This window comes from Streptomyces griseoruber, from assembly GCF_001514205.1.
GTDB lineage: Bacteria > Actinomycetota > Actinomycetes > Streptomycetales > Streptomycetaceae > Streptomyces > Streptomyces griseoruber.
The window spans coordinates 300,332-317,178 of the sequence record NZ_KQ948764.1 but is presented as its reverse complement, the minus strand read 5'-3'; the positions used below and the strand labels follow the sequence as shown (position 1 = coordinate 317,178).

Below are 16,847 nucleotides of genomic sequence, written 5' to 3'. Positions count from 1 at the left end.
GCGCCAATCTTCCCTAACAAGTGTTTGGTAGGTTAGCGTGGAGGTATGACAGACGTCGAGACTCCGGCGTACGTACCCGGCCACGGACTGCTCGCGGGCCGCACCGCCGTCATCACCGCGGCGGCCGGCGCGGGCATCGGCGGCGCCACCGCCCGGCGCTTCCTGGAGGAGGGCGCCCGGGTCCTCGTCAGCGACGCCCACACCCGCCGCCTGAAGGAGTACGAGGCCGAACTCGCCGGGGAGTTCGGCGCGGCCTCGGTCACCGCGACCCCCTGTGACGTCACCGACGACAGCCAGGTCCGGGCCCTGTTCGAAGCGGCCGTGGAGACGCACGGCCGGCTCGACGTCGTCGTCAACAACGCCGGCCTCGGCGGCACCGCACCCCTCGTCGACATGACCGACGACCAGTGGACCCGCGTCCTGGACGTCACGCTGAACGGCACCTTCCGCTGCACCCGGGCGGCGCTGCGCCTGATGCGCGGGAGCGGGCGGGGCGTGATCGTCAACAACGCCTCCGTCGTCGGCTGGCGCGCTCAGGCCGGACAGGCCCACTACGCCGCCGCCAAGGCCGGGGTGATGGCGCTGACCCGCTGCGCCGCCGTCGAGGCCGCCGCCTACGGCGTCCGCGTCAACGCCGTCGCGCCGAGCCTCGCCATGCATCCGCACCTGGTGAAGGTGACCACGCCCGAACTCCTGCGGGAGCTGACCGCGCGCGAGGCCTTCGGCCGGTACGCCGAACCCTGGGAGGTCGCCAACGTGATCGTGTTCCTCGCGTCCGGCTACTCCTCGTACCTCACCGGCGAGACCGTCTCCGTCAGCAGCCAGCACGCGTAGGACGACAATGGGCCCGTGCCGACCAAGAAGAAGCCCCAGGTGACCGCCGCGCCCGCGCGGCGGCGCGAACTCCTCGACACCGCCGCCGAGGTCTTCGCCGAGCAGGGCTACAACGCCACCACCGTCCGCAAGATCGCCGACCACGCGGGCATGCTCGCCGGCAGCCTCTACTACCACTTCGACTCCAAGGAGTCGATGCTGGAGGAGATCCTGCGCACCTTCCTCGACGAGCTGTGGGACGGCTACGACACCGTCCTCGGTGCCGGCCTCGGCCCCCGCGAGACCCTGGAGGCCCTGGTCACCGAGTCGTTCCGGGAGATCGACCGGCACCGCGCCGCCGTCGCGATCTACCAGAAGGAGAGCAGACAGCTGGTCGCGCAGGAACGGTTCGCGTTCCTCGCCGAGTCCCAGCGCAGATTCGAGAAGGCGTGGCTGTCCACGCTGGAACGCGGGGTCGCGCTCCAGGTCTTCCGCGCCGACCTCGACGTCCGCCTCACCTACCGGTTCGTCCGCGACACCGTCTGGGTCGCCGCGTCCTGGTACCGGCCCGGCGGACAGCACAGCCCGGAGGAGATCGCCCGGCAGTACCTGTCGATGGTGCTGGACGGGATCGCCGTACGCATCTGACCCACTGGGGAGCAGCCATGGCCGAGGCCTACATCGTCGAAGCGGTCCGCACGCCCGTGGGGCGGCGCGGGGGAGGACTGAGCGGGGTCCACCCGGCCGATCTGGGCGCACAGGTGCTGAAGGAACTGGTCGCCCGCGCGGCCGTCGACCCGGCCGCCGTGGAGGACGTCGTCTTCGGCTGCCTGGACGCCGTCGGGCCGCAGGCCGGGGACATCGCCCGCACCTGCTGGCTGGCCGCCGGGCTGCCCGAGGAGGTGCCCGGCGTCACCGTGGACCGCCAGTGCGGCTCCTCCCAGCAGGCCGTCCACTTCGCCGCGCAGGCCGTGCTCTCCGGCACCCAGGACCTGGTCGTCGCGGGCGGCGTGCAGAACATGTCGCAGATCCCCATCGCCTTCGCCACCCGCCAGGCCGCCGAGCCCCTCGGCTTCACCCAGGGCCCCTTCGCGGGCAGCGAGGGCTGGCGCGCCCGCTACGGCGACCGGCCCGTCAACCAGTTCGCCGGTGCCGAGATGATCGCCGCGAAATGGGGCATCAGCCGCCAGGACCAGGAGGAGTTCGCCCTGCGCTCCCACCGGCGGGCGGTACGGGCGATCGACGAGGGCCGCTTCGCCCGGGAGACCGTCGCCCTCGGTGACGTGACCGCCGACGAGGGGCCGCGCCGCGACACCTCCCTGGAGAAGATGGCCGCCCTCCAGCCCGTCATCGCCGGCGGGACCGTCACCGCCGCCTGCTCCTCCCAGGTCTCCGACGGCGCCGCCGCCATGCTCCTCGCCTCCGAGCGCGCGGTGCGCGAACACGGGCTCACCCCCCGCGCACGCGTGCACCACCTCTCCGTACGCGGCGAGGACCCCATCCGCATGCTGACCGCGCCCATCCCGGCCACCGCCCACGCCCTGAAGAAGACCGGCCTCACCCTCGACGCCATCGACCTCGTCGAGATCAACGAGGCCTTCGCCCCCGTCGTCCTCGCCTGGCTGAAGGAGACCGGCGCCGACCCCGACAAGGTCAACGTCAACGGCGGCGCCATCGCCCTCGGCCACCCCCTGGGCGCCACCGGCACCAAGCTGATGACGACCCTGCTGCACGAACTGGAGCGCACGGGCGGGAGGTTCGGCCTCCAGACGATGTGCGAGGGCGGGGGGCAGGCGAATGTGACGATCATCGAGAGGCTGTGACGCCGGCGGCGAGGACCGTCCCACCCGGCGGACGGAGTCCGGCGCAGGCTCCCGAAGCCTGTGCGGCCCCCTGGGGCCGAGTGGTGCGAGGGGGCCGTCGGGGGTGGTGCCGGTGTGCGAGGGCGGGGGGCAGGCGAGTGTGACGGTCACCGAGAGGCTGTGAGCCTCTCCCGGACCTCGTCCGCCTCCTTCACGAGCCGCTCCACCAGCTCCGCGCACGACGGCAGGTCGTCGATCACCCCGGCGACCTGCCCGGAAGCCATCACCCCCAGATCCGTACGGCCGTCCACCATCGCCGACTTCAGCAGCATCGGCGTGTTGGCGGCCAGCAGGACCTGGCTCCAGGACAGCTCCTTGCCGTGCCTCATGGCGAGCCCGTCGCGGACCAGCTGCCGCCAGGTCAGCCCGGACAGCTTGCGGAAGCCGGCTGCCCGGCGGACCGCGTGCAGCAGCGCCCGCGCCCGGCCGGCGCCCTCCAGCGCCGCCACCAGGTCCGTCCGCAGCATGCGGTGCGGCAGCCCGTCCACCGCCCGCGTCACGGTGACGTCCCGGACCGTCGCCGCCAGATAGCGGGCCTTCACCGGGGCGGGCACCGTCGAGTCCGACGTCAGCAGGAAGCGCGTGCCCATCGCCACGCCCGCCGCCCCGTAGGCCAGCGCCGCGACCAGACCCCGTCCGTCGAAGAAGCCGCCCGCCGCCACCACCGGGATGTCCACCGCGTCCACCACCTGCGGCAGCAGCACGGTCGTCGCCACCTCACCGGTGTGCCCGCCGCCCTCCCCGCCCTGCACCACCACCGCGTCCGCCCCCCACGCCGCGACCTTCTCGGCGTGCCGGCGCGCCCCCACGGAGGGGATCACGACGACCCCGGCCTCCTTCAGCTCGGCGATCAGCTCCCGGGAGGGCGCCAGCGCGAAGGACGCCACCCGCACCCCCTCGTCGACGACGATCCGCACCCGGTCCCCGGCGTCCCCCGCGTCCGCCCGCAGATTCACCCCGAACGGCGCGTCCGTACGGGACTTGACCTCCCGGACCGCCTCCCGCAGCCCGTCCAGGGTCATCGTCGCCGAGCCGAGCACGCCCAGCGCGCCCGCCTCCGCCACCGCCGACACCAGCCGGGGGCCCGCCACCCAGCCCATCCCGGTCTGCACGATCGGATGCCGCACCCCGACCAGCCGCGTCAGCGCCGTCTCCATCACAGGGGGACCTCCCGCGCGCGGGTGTTCCCCGGATCGAGCACCTCACGGATCAGCCGCAGCTCGGCGGCGGTCGGCTCGCGGGTGCACGGCACCTCGTCCGCGACCACGAGCGCGAACCCCGTCGCCTCTTGCACCTGCTCCACCGTCACCCCCGGGTGCACCGAGGCCAGCCGCATCGCGCGGTCGGGCGTGGCGAAGTCGAAGACGCCGAGGTCGGAGACGACCCGCGGGACGCGGTGGTGACGGGCGCCGGCCGCACGGTCGTATCCGACCCCGCACACCATGTCGACCCGCTCGACGAACACCCGCCGGGAGTGCTTCGGGATCCAGTAGCTGGTCGGGTTGTTGAGGGTGTTGACCGGCGCTCCGCGCACCCCGAGGAGCTGGCGCCGCGGCCGCGCCCAGTCACCGATGCAGGAGATGTTCTGGTTGCCGTACCGGTCGATCTGGCTCGCGCCCATCATCACGAGCCGCCGCCCGCCGGTGACCAGCTCCAGATGCTGCCGGTACGGCAGCCAGCCCTCGGCGGTGCCGTCCGGGCGGACGAGCGTCGCCTCGCCGTCGGTGAGCAGCAGGTCCGGCGCGAAGGTGAGCCGGGCCAGCCGGGCCCCCACGGAGGGGATCAGGCCCATCGGGCTGGCCAGGATCTCGCCGCCGTCCCGCCAGGCCTCGGCGCAGGCGATCACGCAGTACTCGGCACGCGTGGTCATGCGTCCCCCCTGGCGGCCGCCTGGTACGCCGCCTCGTCCCCGGCCAGGTACCGTGCCGCGAACTCCTCCCACGGCGTGGTCGCGTACCGCTTCTGGAACACCTCGTCCCGGCCGTAGTCGGGCGCGCAGGACGTGAAGTGCGCGCCGCCCGGCGCCTCCACCACCCCCGTCACTGCATGCCGCTTGACCAGCAGGGTCTGCGGCGCCGCCGCCTTCGTCAGCTCGGCCGTGTCGACGATCCGTTCGCAGGAGAGGTACGCGGTGTCCGCCGCCGCGCAGAAGAGGTCGTCGAAGTACGGGTCCGGGCCCAGATACTGCCCGTTGCCCAGCCGGTCGGCCCGGTTGACGTGCACCAGGGCCGCGTCCAGCCGCAGGGCGGGCATCGCGACGAACGTCTCCCCGTCGTCGTACGGCGAGGTCACCGTCCGCAGGGCGGGGTTGACCCGCATCACGTCCGAGCCGAGCCCCGCCCGCACCGGCAGGAACGGCAGCCGGTTGGCGGCGGCCCGCAGTCCCCACATGAACATCGCCTCGTCCACCTCCACCAGCTCGAACGCACCCCGCTCACGGGCCGCGCGGTAGTGCGGTTCGAGGGGGATCGAGTCGAGGGTGACGAAGGCGGCGACCAGGGTGCGGATCCGGCCGGCCGCCGCCAGCATGCCCACGTCCGGGCCGCCGTACGACACCACGGTCAGGTCGGTGACCCCGGACCGCAGCAGGGCCCGGACCAGGGCCATCGGCTTGCGGCGTGAGCCCCAGCCGCCGATGCCGAGGGTCATGCCGCTCTCCAGCCGGGAGACCGCCTCCTCGGCGGTCATCGTCTTGTCGGTCACCTACCCGCGCTCCTTCCCGAACGTTTCGCGGACCCGGTCGGCCACCCCCGAGACGCTCGCCTCGAAGGTGAACCCCTGCTCGAAGCGGTAGCTGCGGCGCACGTCGACCGGGTCGATGCCGTTGAGGGCCGCCTTCGCCAGCCGCAGCAGTTCCCCGTCCTTGGCGGCGATCTCCCGCGCCACCTCCAGCGCGGCCGCGCGCAGCTCCTCGCGCCGGACCACCCGCCACACCGAGCCGTGCGTGTGCAGCTCGGCCGCGGTGACCGTGCGCGAGGTGAAGTACAGGGCGCGCATCAGGTGCTGGGGGACCAGCCGGGCCAGATGGGTCGCCGCGCCGAGCGCGCCCCGGTCCAGCTCGGGCAGCCCGAACACCGCGTCCTCGCTCGCCACGATCAGGTCCGCGTTGCCGGCGAGTCCGACGCCGCCGCCCAGACAGAAGCCGTGCACCGCCGCGACCACCGGGACCTCGCACTCGTACACCGCCGCGAACGCCTCGAAACAGCCGCGGTTGACGCCGACGAGCGCGCCGGGCCCCTGTGTCTGGAGCTCCTTGATGTCCACGCCCGCGTTGAACCCCCGCCCCTCGGCGGCCAGCACCACACACCGGGTCCCGGGGTCGCGGCCGGCCGCGCGCACCGCGTCGGCCAGCGCGAACCAGCCGCTCACCGGCAGCGCGTTGACCGGCGGGACGTCGACGGAGACCAGTGAAATCCCCTTTTCGGGGGACGAGGTGGAGACACCCATGGAAGCATCAGCTACCTTTCCACCAAACGTTTGTTAGGTGGAAGGTAGCAGTGAATGGAGCTGGACGGGAAGGTCGCCGTCGTCACGGGCGGCACCCGGGGCGTGGGTGCCGGCATCGCGCGCTCCTTCGCGCGCGCGGGTGCCGAGGTGGTGGTCGTCGCCCGCCACCCCCCGGAAGTCCCGCTGCCCAGGACCGAGTTCGCGGCCCTGGACGTACGGGACGCGGACGCCGTACGGGAGTTCTTCGCCCGGCTGCCCCGGTGCGACGTGCTGGTCAACAACGCGGGCGGCGCGCCGTACCGCCGGCTCGCCGACGCTCCGGCCGAGCGCCACGCGCGCGTGGTCGAGCTCAACCTGCTCGCCCCGCTGACCGTCTCCCTCGCCGCCCACGAGCACCTGAGGCGGGCCGGCGGCGCGGTGGTGATGATCGGCAGCGTCAGCGGCAGCCGCCCCTCGCCGGGCTCGGCGGCCTACGGCGCCGCCAAGGCCGGTCTGGAGCACCTCGCCCGCTCGATGGCCGTCGAGTGGGCCCCTCGGGTGCGGGTCAACACCCTGGTCGTCGGCATGGTCCACACCGAGCTGGCGCACCTCCACTACGGCGGCGCCGAGGGCGTCGAGGCCGTCTCCCGCACGGTTCCGCTGGGCCGGCTCGCCCAGCCCGCCGACGTGGGCGCGGCGGCCGTCTTCCTCGCCTCCGACGCGGCCGCGTACATCAGCGGGGCGAGTCTGCTCGTGCACGGGGGAGGGGAGCGGCCCGTGTTCCTCGACGCCGCGACAGCCAACAAGGACAGCGAGGAGGCCTGAGATGACAGCACTCTGCGACGGCCGGGTGGTCGTCGTCACCGGCGCGGGACGCGGCCTCGGGCGGGCGCACGCGCGCGCGTTCGCGGCCGAGGGCGCCCGGGTCGTCGTCAACGACCTGGGCGTCGGCCTGGACGGCGCGCCGGGGCCCGGCAGCCCGGCCGGTCAGGTGGTGGCGGAGATCCGCGCGGCGGGTGGCGAGGCGGTCGCCCACGGCGGCGACATCGCCACCCCCGAGGGCGCCGCCTCCCTGATCGCCACCGCCCTGGAGGCGTACGGCCGGCTCGACACCCTCGTCAACAACGCGGGCTTCCTGCGCGACCGGATGCTGGTCAACCTGGACGAGGACGACTTCGACGCCGTCCTGCGCGTCCACCTCAAGGGGCACTTCCTGCCGCTGAGGCACGCCGCCGCGCACTGGCGCGCCGAGGCCAAGGCGGGGCGCGCACCCGTCGCCCGGATCGTCAACACCGCCAGCGGGGCGGGGCTGCTGGGCTCGGTCGGGCAGGGCAACTACAGCGCGGCGAAGGCCGGGATCGTCGGACTGACCCTGGTCGCCGCCGCCGAACTCGCCCGCTACGGCGTCCAGGTCAACGCGATCGCGCCGGCCGCCCGCACCCGGATGACGGAACGGACCTTCGCGCAGACCATGGCGGCCCCGGAGTCCGGCTTCGACGCCATGGCCCCGGAGAACGTCTCGCCGCTCGTGGTCTGGCTGGGCTCCGCCGCGAGCGCGGGCGTCACCGGCCGCGTCTTCGAGGCGGAGGCCGGCCGGATCACGGTGATGGAGGGCTGGCGGCCGGGCCCCACCGCCGACAAGGGCGCGCGCCGGAGCCCGGCGGAGGCGGGGGAGGCCGTACAGAAGCTGCTGGCGGCGGCCGAGCCGCCCGGCGCCGTGTACGGGGCGTAGGGCGGACTCAGCCGGTGAGCCGGGCCGTCGCCCGGCTCTGGGCCTCCGTCATGACCTCCAGGAACCGGTTCACCGTCTCCAGCTCCTGCGCGTCGAACTCCTCGCACGCCCGGACGATGTCGCGGGCCCACTCCTCGAAGAACACCGCCAGCTCGGCGAGCCTGGTCTCGTCGAGCTCGACGAGCACCCGCCGCTTGTCCGTGGGGTGCTTGACCCGGCGGACGAACCCCTTGGCCTGGAGCCGGTCGAGCATGCCGGTGACGGAGGCCGGGGCCAGGCCGGTGTGCTCGGCCAGGTCCTTCGCGGTGAGCGGGCCCCTGCGCTGGAGGACGTCGAGGGTCTTCTCCTCCGTGGCGTTCAGCCCCTGCTTCGCCGCGATCGCCGAGTGGAACATCACCGTGACCATGCTGTGCTGCCGGCCCACGGTCATCAGGTGTTCCAGGGCGGCGGCCCGCCGTTCGTCGGTCATGGGTCCAGGTTAACAAATATTTCGTTCGGACGAACTAACTACTTGCGGCCGCAGGTCTCCCGGTGCAAGTCTTTCGTTAGGTCGAACGAAATAAATCCGCCCGGAACAGATCCCACGCAACAAATCCCACGGAACAAATCCGTACAAGACCCGGAGACTCCCATGACCGCGCCCCTCACCGCCCCGCCGACCCTCGCGACGGAACCCCATCCGCATCGCTGGGCCGCCGCCGTCGTCATGATGGTCGCCGCCCTGATGGACCTCCTCGACACGACCATCGTCAACGTCGCGATCCCCTCCATCGCCCAGGACCTGCACGCCTCCGCCGGCGCGCTCCAGTGGACGGTCTCCGCCTACCTCCTCGGCTTCGCCGCCGCCCTGATCGTCTCCGGCCACCTCGGCGACCGCTACGGCCGCCGCACCCTCTTCCTCGTCGGCACCGCAGGATTCGGACTGGCCAGCCTCGCCTGCGGGACCGCCCAGACCGCCGGCCAGCTGATCGCCGCCCGCGCCGTCCAGGGTGTCCTCGCCGCCGTCCTCGTCCCCCAGGTCATCGGGTCCTTCCCCACCCTCTTCCAGGGCCGCGAACGCGGCGCCGCCTTCGGGATGTACGGCGCCGTCGCGGGCTTCGCCTCCGCCGTCGGACTGCTGCTCGGCGGAGTACTCACCAACGCCGACCTGTTCGGCTGGGGCTGGCGGTCGGTGTTCCTGGTGAACGTGCCCGTCGCCCTGATCACCCTCGTCGCCGGAGCACTCCTCGTCCCCGCCACCCGGGAACGCTCCGCGGGCCGCCCCGACGCCCTCGGCAGCCTCGTCCTGGCCGCCGGTCTGGTCGCGATCGTGCTGCCCCTCGTCCAGGGCCGCGAGAACGGCTGGCCGCTGTGGGGCTGGATCTGCCTGGCCGCCGGCGTGCTCACCGTCACCGGCCTCGGCGTGTTCCAGGCCCGGCGGCACACCACCGCCACCGTCCCCCTCCTCCCGGCCCGCGCCTTCCGGCTCCCCGCGTTCTCCGTCGGCGTCCTGGTCCAGCTCCTCTTCTCCGTCGCCATGCAGGGCTTCTTCCTCGTCTTCGCCGTCTGGCTCCAGTCCGGCCAGGGCTACACCCCGCTACAGGCCGGCCTGCTCACCGTCGCCTTCTCCGCCGGCGGCTTCCTCACCGCCCCGGCCGCCGACGCCCTCGCGGTCCGCCACGGACGGCTCGTCCTGGCCGCCGGAGCACTGCTCATGGCCGGCGGCTTCGGCTGGGTGTGGGCCGCCGTCGACCGCGCCGCCACCGTCCACACCGGCGCCTGGCCGCTCGCCCCCGGCCTGGCCGTCGCCGGCGCCGGCCTCGGATTCCTGGTGGTGCCCCTGGTCAACGTCGTCCTGTCCGCCGTACCCGCCGACCTCGCCGGCGGCGCCTCCGGGATCTTCTCCACCGCCCAGCAGTTCGGCGGCGCCCTCGGCGCGGCGATCCTCGGCACCGTGTTCTTCGGCCACGCCGACCAGGGGCTCACCGAGGCGCTGGGCACCGCGATGCCCTGGGTGACCGGCGGATTCGTGGTGTGCGCGGTGCTGTGCACGGCGCTGCCCCGCACGGCGATCTCCGGCTCCTGAGGAATCCCCGGCCGGGAAGCACTACGTGTCGCACTCCAGAACCGTCCGGCACAGCCCGCACCGCGCCCGGACCCGGCCCTTCACGGGCACCCTGATCCGCTGATGGCAGGTGGGGCAGGGAAACGTCACCCGCAGCGGCCCCCGCGGATCCGGCGCGAACGCGTACGGCGGGTCCGAGGCCGCCGCGGGCCGGTGGTCCTCGCCGTGCCCACGGTCCTGCGCGTGCCGCCGGTCCCGGGCGTACCGCCGCCGCCCCGCCCACCCCGCCGCCGTCAGCGGGGGCTGCCGCCCGTCGTGCAGAGCCCGCTCACGGCCCCGCACATACGCCGTGTACGCCTCGGCGCTGGTGAACCACACCGACGGGTCCTCCCCGAACACCAGCGACCGCTTCGCCAGCACGTACCCGAACTCCTCCGGCGTCAGATACCCCAGCTTCTGCGAGGAGGCCGCGTCCTCCCGGTAGGCGTCCAGCAGCAGCCAGCCCGCCCCCAGATACGTCGTCGCCGTGTCCGTGAGGATCTCGTTGTCCCGCGTCCCCGGGAACGACAGATCCAGCCGGTGCAGATACACGTGCATGATCTCGTGCGCCAGCGCCGCCCCGATGTCCCGCCGATGTGTCCGGAAACGGTCGTTCAGCTCGACGAAGTACTCCGGGCCCGCCGTCAGCTCCACGTGCGCCGCGTGCTCCATCTCCCGGAACGCCACGATCATCCGCGCGTCCGGCAGCCGGTAGTGCCGCACCAGCTCCCGCGCCACCCGCTGCGTCCCCAGATGCAGATCGTCGGTGTCGCAGAACGTCACGTCCACCGGCGGCACACTGGCCGCGAACTGGTGGATCGTGTCGTACGACAACCTCTTGTACAGCGCCGTGACGGCGGCCCGCACCGTCTCCAGATGCGGAAAACCGTGCTCGACCGGTCCGCCGTTGGCCACGCCCGCACCCCCAAGACGCCCTGCACCCGATTCCACTGTACGGGCAGGACGGACGCCTCGAACGGCATGCCCTAGGGTGATCGCCCATGACCACCCGCAACACCCCCGGAACCGGCACCGGAGACGTCGACCCCGCCGTCCGCGCCGAACTCGACCGGCTGCGCGACAGCATCGACAACATCGACGCGGCCGTCGTCCACATGCTCGCCGAGCGCTTCAAGGCGACCCAGCAGGTCGGCCACCTCAAGGCCCGCCACCAGCTGCCCGCCGCCGACCCGACCCGCGAGGCCCGCCAGATCGAACGGCTGCGCACCCTCGCCGAGAACGCCAAGCTCGACCCCGCGTTCGCCGAGAAGTTCCTCAACTTCATCATCGCCGAGGTGATCCGCCACCACGAGCGCATCGCCGAGGACACCGCGGCCCCCACGGCCGGCTGACCGGCCCGCCCCTCGACGACGAGATCCGGCCGGGCCCCGCCCCCACCACGGGCGATGCCCGGCGCCTCCGGCGCGAGAAGGGACATTGGGCACGTAACGATCCGCCCCTGTGCCCGGCCTGCGGTATCAGGCAGCATGTCGTTCATGTCCGTACTGACGCGCGACGAAGCGCTAAGCCGTGCCCGGCTCCTCGACGTCCACCGCTACACCATCGAGCTCGACCTGACCACCGGCGACGAGACCTTCGGCTCCCGCACCGCCATCAGGTTCACCGCGCACACCGATGGGGACACCTTCGTCGAGATCAAGCCCGCCGACCTGCGCTCGGTCACGCTCGACGGACAGCCGATCGACCCCGACAGCCTCGACGGCAACCGGATCGCCCTGAACGCCCTCGGCGCCGGCGAGCACGAGCTGCGCGTCGACGCCCGCATGCGCTACTCCCGCACCGGCGAGGGCATGCACCGCTTCACCGACCCCAGCGACGGTGAGACCTACCTCTACACCCAGCTCTTCATGGACGACGTCCAGCGCGTCTTCGCCGCCTTCGACCAGCCCGACCTCAAGGCCGTCTTCGACCTCACCGTCAAGGCCCCCGAAGGCTGGACCGTCCTCGCCAACGGCGTCACCGAACACCTCGGCGACGGACAGTGGCGGGCCGCCACCACCCCCCTGATCTCCACCTACCTCGTCGCCGTCGCCGCCGGCCCCTGGCACTCCGTGCGCACCGAACACCGCGGCCTGCCCTTCGGCCTGCACTGCCGGCGCTCGCTCGCCCCCTACCTCGACGCCGACGCCGACGAACTCCTCGACATCACGCGCGCGTGCTTCGACCGCTACCACGAGAAGTTCGAGGAGCCCTATCCCTTCGACTCCTACGACCAGGCCTTCGTCCCCGAGTTCAACGCCGGCGCCATGGAGAACCCCGGACTCGTCACCTTCCGCGACGAGTTCGTCTACCGCTCCGCCGTCACCGACACCGAACGCCAGACCCGCGCCATGGTCGTCGCCCACGAGATGGCCCACATGTGGTTCGGCGACCTCGTCACCCTCACCTGGTGGGACGACATCTGGCTCAACGAGTCCTTCGCCGAGTACATGGGCTACCAGACCCTCACCGAAGCCACCCGCTTCACCGACACCTGGACCGACTTCGGCGTCGTCCGCAAGGCCTGGGGCTACGACGCCGACCAGCGCCCCTCCACCCACCCCGTCGCCCCCGAGGACGTCCCCGACACCGCCTCCGCCCTCCTCAACTTCGACGGCATCTCCTACGCCAAGGGCGCCTCCGCCCTGCGCCAGCTGGTCACCTGGCTCGGCGAGAAGGACTTCCTGGCCGGCATCAACACCCACTTCGCCCGCCACCGGTTCGCCAACGCCACCCTCGCCGACTTCATCGACTCCCTCGCCGCCGGCACCGACCGCGACGTCCACGCCTGGGCCGACGCCTGGCTGCGCACCACCGGCGTCGACACCCTCACCCCCGTCGTCACCGGCGACAACGGCGACCACCTCCTCACCGTCGAACGCACCGGCAGCCGCCCCCACCGCATCGCCGTCGGCCTCTACGACCTCGACCTCCCCGGCGACGAGGGCCGCCTCACCCGGCGCGGACGCCTCGAACTCGACGTCCCGCAGCACACACCCGTCCCCGTCGGCAAGCGCCCCACCCTGCTCCTCCTCAACGACGGCGACCTCACCTACGCCAAGATCCGCTTCGACGCCCACTCCTTCCAGGGCGTCACCGCCAACCTCTGCGGACTGCCCGACCCGCTGACCCGCGCCGTCGTCTGGAACGCCCTGCGCGACGCCGTGCGCGACGGCGAACTCGCCCCCACCGCCTACCTCGACGCCGCCCGCGCCCACCTCCCGCACGAGAGGGACCTCGCCCTCGTCCAGGGCGTCCTCGCCTTCGCCGGCGCCCAGATCGCCGGCCGCTACCTCGGCCCCGCCGACCGCCCCGCCGCCCTCGCCACCCTCTCCGCCCTGTGCCGCGACCTCATCCGCCGCACCGAGGACGGCGACCACCCCGGCCTGCGCCTGATCGCCGTACGCCACTTCATCAACGCCGCCGCCCAGCCCGACACCATCGACGCCTGGCTCGCCGACGGCACCGTCCCCGGCGGCCCCGAACTCGACCCCGACCTGCGCTGGCGCGTCCTCGCCCGGCTCGCCGTCCTCGGCGCCACCGACGAGGCCGCCATCGCCGCCGAACTCGAGCGCGACCCCTCCGCCACCGGCCGCGAGGGCGCCGCCCGCTGCCGCGCCGCACTCCCCGACGAGGACGCCAAGGCCAGGGCCTGGGCCGCCATGTTCGCCTCCGACGACCTCTCCAACTACCTCTTCACCGCCACCGCCCAGGGCTTCTGGCAGCCCGAACAGGCCGACCTCGTCCGCCCGTACGTCGCCCGCTACTACGAGGCAGCCGTCGCCGTCGCCGCCCGCCGCGGCCCCGCCATCGCCGACGCCGCCGGCCACTGGGCCTTCCCCGGCCACGCCGTCGACCCCGAGACCCTCGCCCTCGGCGAGACCTGCCTGCGCGACGCCGACCCCATCCCGGCCCTGCGCCGCAAACTCACCGACCAACTCGACGACCTGCGCCGAGCGTTGAAGGTGCGCGCCTCCTAGCCCGGACCGGCCCCGCAGCACGACCACGACGATCGGTACCCCCTTTCGGGTACCGATCGTTGCTCTTTACGGGCGTGTCCCCGCAGCGGCGTACAAGGTGGAACCCCCCCGCCACGCGCCCGCCCGGAGGACCCCATGAGCACCCCGCCGCTCGCCTCAGGCCCCGAAGCCACCGACGCACTCCGGCCGCTGCTCGCCACCGTCCTCGACGCCCTGGACGCCGGCCGCACCGCCCGCGGCGGACCCCTCCCGGCCGGCGGCCCCGGCGCGGTCGCCGCCCGACTGGGCGCCGCCGTCGGCGACGTACTCCCCGAACACGGCGACCCCCAGGCCCTGCCCACCCTCGTCCGCGCCCTCGCCGAAGGCTCCGCCGACCCCGCGCACCCCCGGTGCGCCGCCCATCTGCACTGCCCGCCCCTCGCCGTCGCCACCGCCGCCGACCTCGCCGTCTCCGCCCTCAACCCCTCCCTCGACTCCTGGGACCAGGCCCCGGCCGCCTCGGCACTCGAAGCGCTCGTCACCCGGGCCCTCGCCCGGCTGGCCGGCCTCACCGACGCCCTCGTCACCACCGGCGGCACCGAGTCCAACCAACTCGCCCTCCTCCTCGCCCGCGAGACCCTCGGCCCCGGCGTCCGCCTCCTGTGCGGCGCCAACGCCCACCACTCCCTGGCCCGCGCCACCTGGCTCCTCGGCCTGCCCGGACCCGTCGTCGTCCCCGCCCCCGCCGGCACCCTCGACCCCGCCGCCCTCGACGCAGCCCTCACCACCGTCCCCGGTCCCCACCTGGTCGCCGCCACCGCGGGCACCACCGACGCCGGACTCATCGACCCCCTCCCCGACATCGCCGCCGTCTGCGCGGCCCACGGCGCCCGACTCCACATCGACGCCGCCTACGGAGGCGGTCTCCTCTTCAGCGACCGCCACCGCCCCCGGCTCGCCGGACTCGACGCCGCCCACACCGTCACCCTCGACCTGCACAAACTCGGCTGGCAACCCGTCGCCGCCGGACTCCTCGCCGTCCGCGACCCCGCCGACCTCACCGCCCTGAACCAGCACGCCGACTACCTCAACGCCGACGACGACACCGAAGCCGGCCTCCCCGACCTCCTCGGCCGCTCCCTGCGCACCACCCGCCGACCCGACGTCCTCAAGATCGCCGTCACCCTCCGGACCCTCGGCCGCCGCGGCCTCGGCGCCCTCGTCGACCAGGTCTGCGACCACGCCCACGCCTTCGCCGCCCTCGTCCGAGACCACCCCGGCCTGGAACTCCACGCCCCGCCCACCATCAGCACCGTCCTCTTCCGCCCCACCGGTGCCACCGACACCGCCGTCGCGGAGATACGCCGCCGCCTCCTCACCGACGGCCACGCCGTCCTCGGCCGCGCCCGCCTCGACGGCCGCCTCTGGCTCAAGACCACCCTCCTCAACCCCCACACCCGCCCCCACGACCTGGCCGCCCTCCTCACCACGGTGGCCTCCTGAAAACGGTGGAAGGAAGCACCCCCGCATGAACACGCCCCCACCCCCGGACACCGACACCCCCCGCGACCTCGTCGGCATCGGCATCGGCCCCAGCAACCTCTCCCTCGCCGCCCTCGCCCACCCCCTCGCCGAACTCGACGCCGTCTTCTACGAACAACGCCCCCGCTTCGACTGGCACCCCGGCCTCCTCCTCGACGGCGCCCGCGTCCAGGTCCCCTTCCTCGCCGACCTGGTCACCCTCGCCGACCCCACCAGCCCCTGGAGCTTCCTCAACTACCTCAAGACCCACCACCGCCTCTACCCCTTCTACTTCGCCGAGCGCTTCCACATCCAGCGCGCCGAATACGACACCTACTGCCGCTGGGTCGCCGACCACCTCCCCGGACTCCACTTCCGCCACCAGGTCGACGCCGTCCGCTGGAACCCCGAACGCGACATCTTCGAAGTCGACTTCACCCAGCTCGACACCGACGGAGAAGCCGAAGCCCTCGGCCGCACCCACACCCGCAACATCGTCCTCGGCATCGGCACCGAGCCCTACGTCCCCGACCCCCTGCGCCCCCTCGTCGAGGCCCCCGGCGTCCCCGTCCTGCACGCCGCCGACTACCTCGCCCACCGCGACACCCTCCTCGCCGCCGGCCATGTCACCGTCGTCGGATCAGGACAGTCCGGCGCCGAGGTCTTCCTCGACCTCCTGCGCCACCGCCCCGCCGGCCACGAACGACTCCACTGGATCGGCCGCACCGAGGCCTTCGCCCCCATGGAGTACTCCAAGCTCGGCCTCGAACACTTCACCCCCGACTACACCCGCTACTTCCACGCCCTCACCGAACCCGTCCGCGACCGCCTCGTCAGCGCACAGTGGCAGCTCCACAAGGGCATCGACGCCGGCACCCTGGCCGCCATCCACGACGAGCTCTACCGCCGCACCCTCGACGGCGGCTGGCCCGACGCCGTCCTCACCCCCGGTGTCCGCGTCAGAACCGCCGGCCGTATCTCCACCACCCGCATCGAACTCCACCTCGAACACACCCAGCAGAACACCCGCTCCCGCCTCACCACCGACGCCGTCGTCCTCGCCACCGGCCACCGCGAACGCCCCCTCGACCGCATCCTCGCCGGCCTCGACCCCTACCTGCGCCGCGACAGCCGCGAACGCCCCCGCATCGACGAACGGTTCCGCCTCGTCCTCGACCCCTCCGTCACCGCCACCGGCTGCCAGGTCTACGTCCAGAACGCCGAACGCCACACCCACGGCGTCGGCGCCCCCGACCTCGGCCTCGCCGCCTGGCGCAGCGCCACCGTCCTCAACACCCTCACCGGCAAGGACAACTACCCCCTGCCCACCCGCACCGCCTTCACCACCTTCGGCCTCGAACAACGACAGCCCCAGATCCCGCCCGCACGCCGGCCCCCCACACTGACCCCCCTGCGCGACGGAATCTGAGGCCGCCACCTCAGCCCGGCCG

Annotated in this window: 16 protein-coding genes; 10 read left to right on the top strand and 6 right to left on the bottom strand. The window is 73.3% G+C overall.

Going from position 1 to position 16,847, the window contains the following annotated elements; translation table 11 throughout:
• Positions 1 to 45: 45 nt before the first annotated feature.
• From AQJ64_RS05810 to AQJ64_RS05800, 3 genes are read left to right on the top strand one after another with little or no spacing between them, the layout of a single operon-like run.
• A complete protein-coding gene (locus AQJ64_RS05810) occupies positions 46 to 834 on the top strand; it encodes an SDR family oxidoreductase (protein ID WP_055638402.1) in 789 nt (262 codons plus the stop codon).
• 15 nt (positions 835 to 849) lie between these two features.
• Positions 850 to 1,461 (top strand): TetR/AcrR family transcriptional regulator, encoded by a 612-nt coding sequence (locus AQJ64_RS05805; RefSeq protein WP_055638401.1) that lies wholly within the window; start codon positions 850 to 852, stop codon positions 1,459 to 1,461.
• 17 nt (positions 1,462 to 1,478) lie between these two features.
• The gene (locus tag AQJ64_RS05800; protein WP_059202453.1) at positions 1,479 to 2,636 is read left to right on the top strand and encodes an acetyl-CoA C-acetyltransferase; all 1,158 of its coding nucleotides are present in this window, start codon (positions 1,479 to 1,481) and stop codon (positions 2,634 to 2,636) included.
• A gap of 146 nt (positions 2,637 to 2,782) precedes the next feature.
• Here the strand turns inward: AQJ64_RS05800 and AQJ64_RS05795 are convergent, their stop codons facing one another.
• The 4 genes from AQJ64_RS05795 to AQJ64_RS05780 are packed head-to-tail and all read right to left on the bottom strand — an operon-like array spanning position 2,783 to position 6,122.
• Entirely contained in the window at positions 2,783 to 3,832 is a 1,050-nt protein-coding gene (locus tag AQJ64_RS05795; RefSeq protein ID WP_059202452.1) for an NAD(P)H-dependent flavin oxidoreductase, read from the bottom strand.
• On the bottom strand, positions 3,832 to 4,545 hold the full coding sequence (locus tag AQJ64_RS05790) for a CoA-transferase subunit beta (protein ID WP_055632375.1): 714 nt from the start codon (positions 4,543 to 4,545) through the stop codon (positions 3,832 to 3,834). Before AQJ64_RS05790 ends, AQJ64_RS05795 begins: the two co-directional genes overlap by 1 nt.
• The gene (locus AQJ64_RS05785) at positions 4,542 to 5,378 is read right to left on the bottom strand and encodes a CoA transferase subunit A (RefSeq protein WP_055632376.1); all 837 of its coding nucleotides are present in this window, start codon (positions 5,376 to 5,378) and stop codon (positions 4,542 to 4,544) included. Before AQJ64_RS05785 ends, AQJ64_RS05790 begins: the two co-directional genes overlap by 4 nt.
• Positions 5,379 to 6,122 (bottom strand): enoyl-CoA hydratase family protein, encoded by a 744-nt coding sequence (locus tag AQJ64_RS05780; protein WP_055632377.1) that lies wholly within the window; start codon positions 6,120 to 6,122, stop codon positions 5,379 to 5,381.
• A 54-nt stretch (positions 6,123 to 6,176) separates the two neighbouring features.
• On the opposite strand from AQJ64_RS05780, the gene AQJ64_RS05775 reads away from it, so the two are divergent.
• The gene (locus AQJ64_RS05775; RefSeq protein ID WP_055632378.1) at positions 6,177 to 6,926 is read left to right on the top strand and encodes an SDR family oxidoreductase; all 750 of its coding nucleotides are present in this window, start codon (positions 6,177 to 6,179) and stop codon (positions 6,924 to 6,926) included.
• Position 6,927: 1 nt separating this feature from the next.
• Positions 6,928 to 7,833: an SDR family oxidoreductase gene (locus AQJ64_RS05770; RefSeq protein WP_055632379.1), complete on the top strand. Its 906-nt coding sequence runs from the start codon at positions 6,928 to 6,930 to the stop codon at positions 7,831 to 7,833.
• 7 nt (positions 7,834 to 7,840) lie between these two features.
• Here the strand turns inward: AQJ64_RS05770 and AQJ64_RS05765 are convergent, their stop codons facing one another.
• Positions 7,841 to 8,302: a MarR family winged helix-turn-helix transcriptional regulator gene (locus AQJ64_RS05765; protein ID WP_055632380.1), complete on the bottom strand. Its 462-nt coding sequence runs from the start codon at positions 8,300 to 8,302 to the stop codon at positions 7,841 to 7,843.
• Positions 8,303 to 8,464: 162 nt separating this feature from the next.
• Here AQJ64_RS05765 and AQJ64_RS05760 point away from each other — a divergent pair, with 162 nt between their 5' ends.
• Positions 8,465 to 9,898, top strand: a complete 1,434-nt coding sequence (locus AQJ64_RS05760; RefSeq protein ID WP_059202451.1) for an MFS transporter — start codon at positions 8,465 to 8,467, stop codon at positions 9,896 to 9,898.
• Between the two features lie 21 nt (positions 9,899 to 9,919).
• On the opposite strand, the gene AQJ64_RS05755 is transcribed toward AQJ64_RS05760, so the two are convergent.
• Positions 9,920 to 10,831, bottom strand: coding sequence for a hypothetical protein (locus tag AQJ64_RS05755; RefSeq protein ID WP_055638470.1), 912 nt, complete (start codon positions 10,829 to 10,831; stop codon positions 9,920 to 9,922).
• A gap of 86 nt (positions 10,832 to 10,917) precedes the next feature.
• On the opposite strand from AQJ64_RS05755, the gene AQJ64_RS05750 reads away from it, so the two are divergent.
• The 4 genes from AQJ64_RS05750 (at position 10,918) to AQJ64_RS05735 (ending at position 16,825) form a co-directional block, all read left to right on the top strand.
• The gene (locus AQJ64_RS05750) at positions 10,918 to 11,268 is read left to right on the top strand and encodes a chorismate mutase (RefSeq protein WP_055638471.1); all 351 of its coding nucleotides are present in this window, start codon (positions 10,918 to 10,920) and stop codon (positions 11,266 to 11,268) included.
• A gap of 144 nt (positions 11,269 to 11,412) precedes the next feature.
• The gene (pepN, locus tag AQJ64_RS05745; protein WP_059202524.1) at positions 11,413 to 13,896 is read left to right on the top strand and encodes an aminopeptidase N; all 2,484 of its coding nucleotides are present in this window, start codon (positions 11,413 to 11,415) and stop codon (positions 13,894 to 13,896) included.
• Between the two features lie 135 nt (positions 13,897 to 14,031).
• Positions 14,032 to 15,378, top strand: coding sequence for a pyridoxal phosphate-dependent decarboxylase family protein (locus AQJ64_RS05740; protein ID WP_059202450.1), 1,347 nt, complete (start codon positions 14,032 to 14,034; stop codon positions 15,376 to 15,378).
• A gap of 25 nt (positions 15,379 to 15,403) precedes the next feature.
• Positions 15,404 to 16,825: a lysine N(6)-hydroxylase/L-ornithine N(5)-oxygenase family protein gene (locus AQJ64_RS05735; protein WP_059202449.1), complete on the top strand. Its 1,422-nt coding sequence runs from the start codon at positions 15,404 to 15,406 to the stop codon at positions 16,823 to 16,825.
• Positions 16,826 to 16,847: the final 22 nt, after the last annotated feature.

Excerpts from the sequence above, each read along its gene's own strand:
- AQJ64_RS05810 (WP_055638402.1), top strand. The coding sequence starts at position 46 with ATGACAGACGTCGAGACTCCGGCGTACGTACCCGGCCACGGACTGCTC.
- AQJ64_RS05800 (WP_059202453.1), top strand. The coding sequence starts at position 1,479 with ATGGCCGAGGCCTACATCGTCGAAGCGGTCCGCACGCCCGTGGGGCGG.
- AQJ64_RS05795 (WP_059202452.1), bottom strand. The coding sequence starts at position 3,832 with ATGGAGACGGCGCTGACGCGGCTGGTCGGGGTGCGGCATCCGATCGTG.
- AQJ64_RS05790 (WP_055632375.1), bottom strand. The coding sequence starts at position 4,545 with ATGACCACGCGTGCCGAGTACTGCGTGATCGCCTGCGCCGAGGCCTGG.
- AQJ64_RS05780 (WP_055632377.1), bottom strand. The coding sequence starts at position 6,122 with ATGGGTGTCTCCACCTCGTCCCCCGAAAAGGGGATTTCACTGGTCTCC.
- AQJ64_RS05775 (WP_055632378.1), top strand. The coding sequence starts at position 6,177 with ATGGAGCTGGACGGGAAGGTCGCCGTCGTCACGGGCGGCACCCGGGGC.
- AQJ64_RS05770 (WP_055632379.1), top strand. The coding sequence starts at position 6,928 with ATGACAGCACTCTGCGACGGCCGGGTGGTCGTCGTCACCGGCGCGGGA.
- AQJ64_RS05765 (WP_055632380.1), bottom strand. The coding sequence starts at position 8,302 with ATGACCGACGAACGGCGGGCCGCCGCCCTGGAACACCTGATGACCGTG.
- AQJ64_RS05760 (WP_059202451.1), top strand. The coding sequence starts at position 8,465 with ATGACCGCGCCCCTCACCGCCCCGCCGACCCTCGCGACGGAACCCCAT.
- AQJ64_RS05750 (WP_055638471.1), top strand. The coding sequence starts at position 10,918 with ATGACCACCCGCAACACCCCCGGAACCGGCACCGGAGACGTCGACCCC.
- pepN (WP_059202524.1), top strand. The coding sequence starts at position 11,413 with ATGTCCGTACTGACGCGCGACGAAGCGCTAAGCCGTGCCCGGCTCCTC.
- AQJ64_RS05740 (WP_059202450.1), top strand. The coding sequence starts at position 14,032 with ATGAGCACCCCGCCGCTCGCCTCAGGCCCCGAAGCCACCGACGCACTC.
- AQJ64_RS05735 (WP_059202449.1), top strand. The coding sequence starts at position 15,404 with ATGAACACGCCCCCACCCCCGGACACCGACACCCCCCGCGACCTCGTC.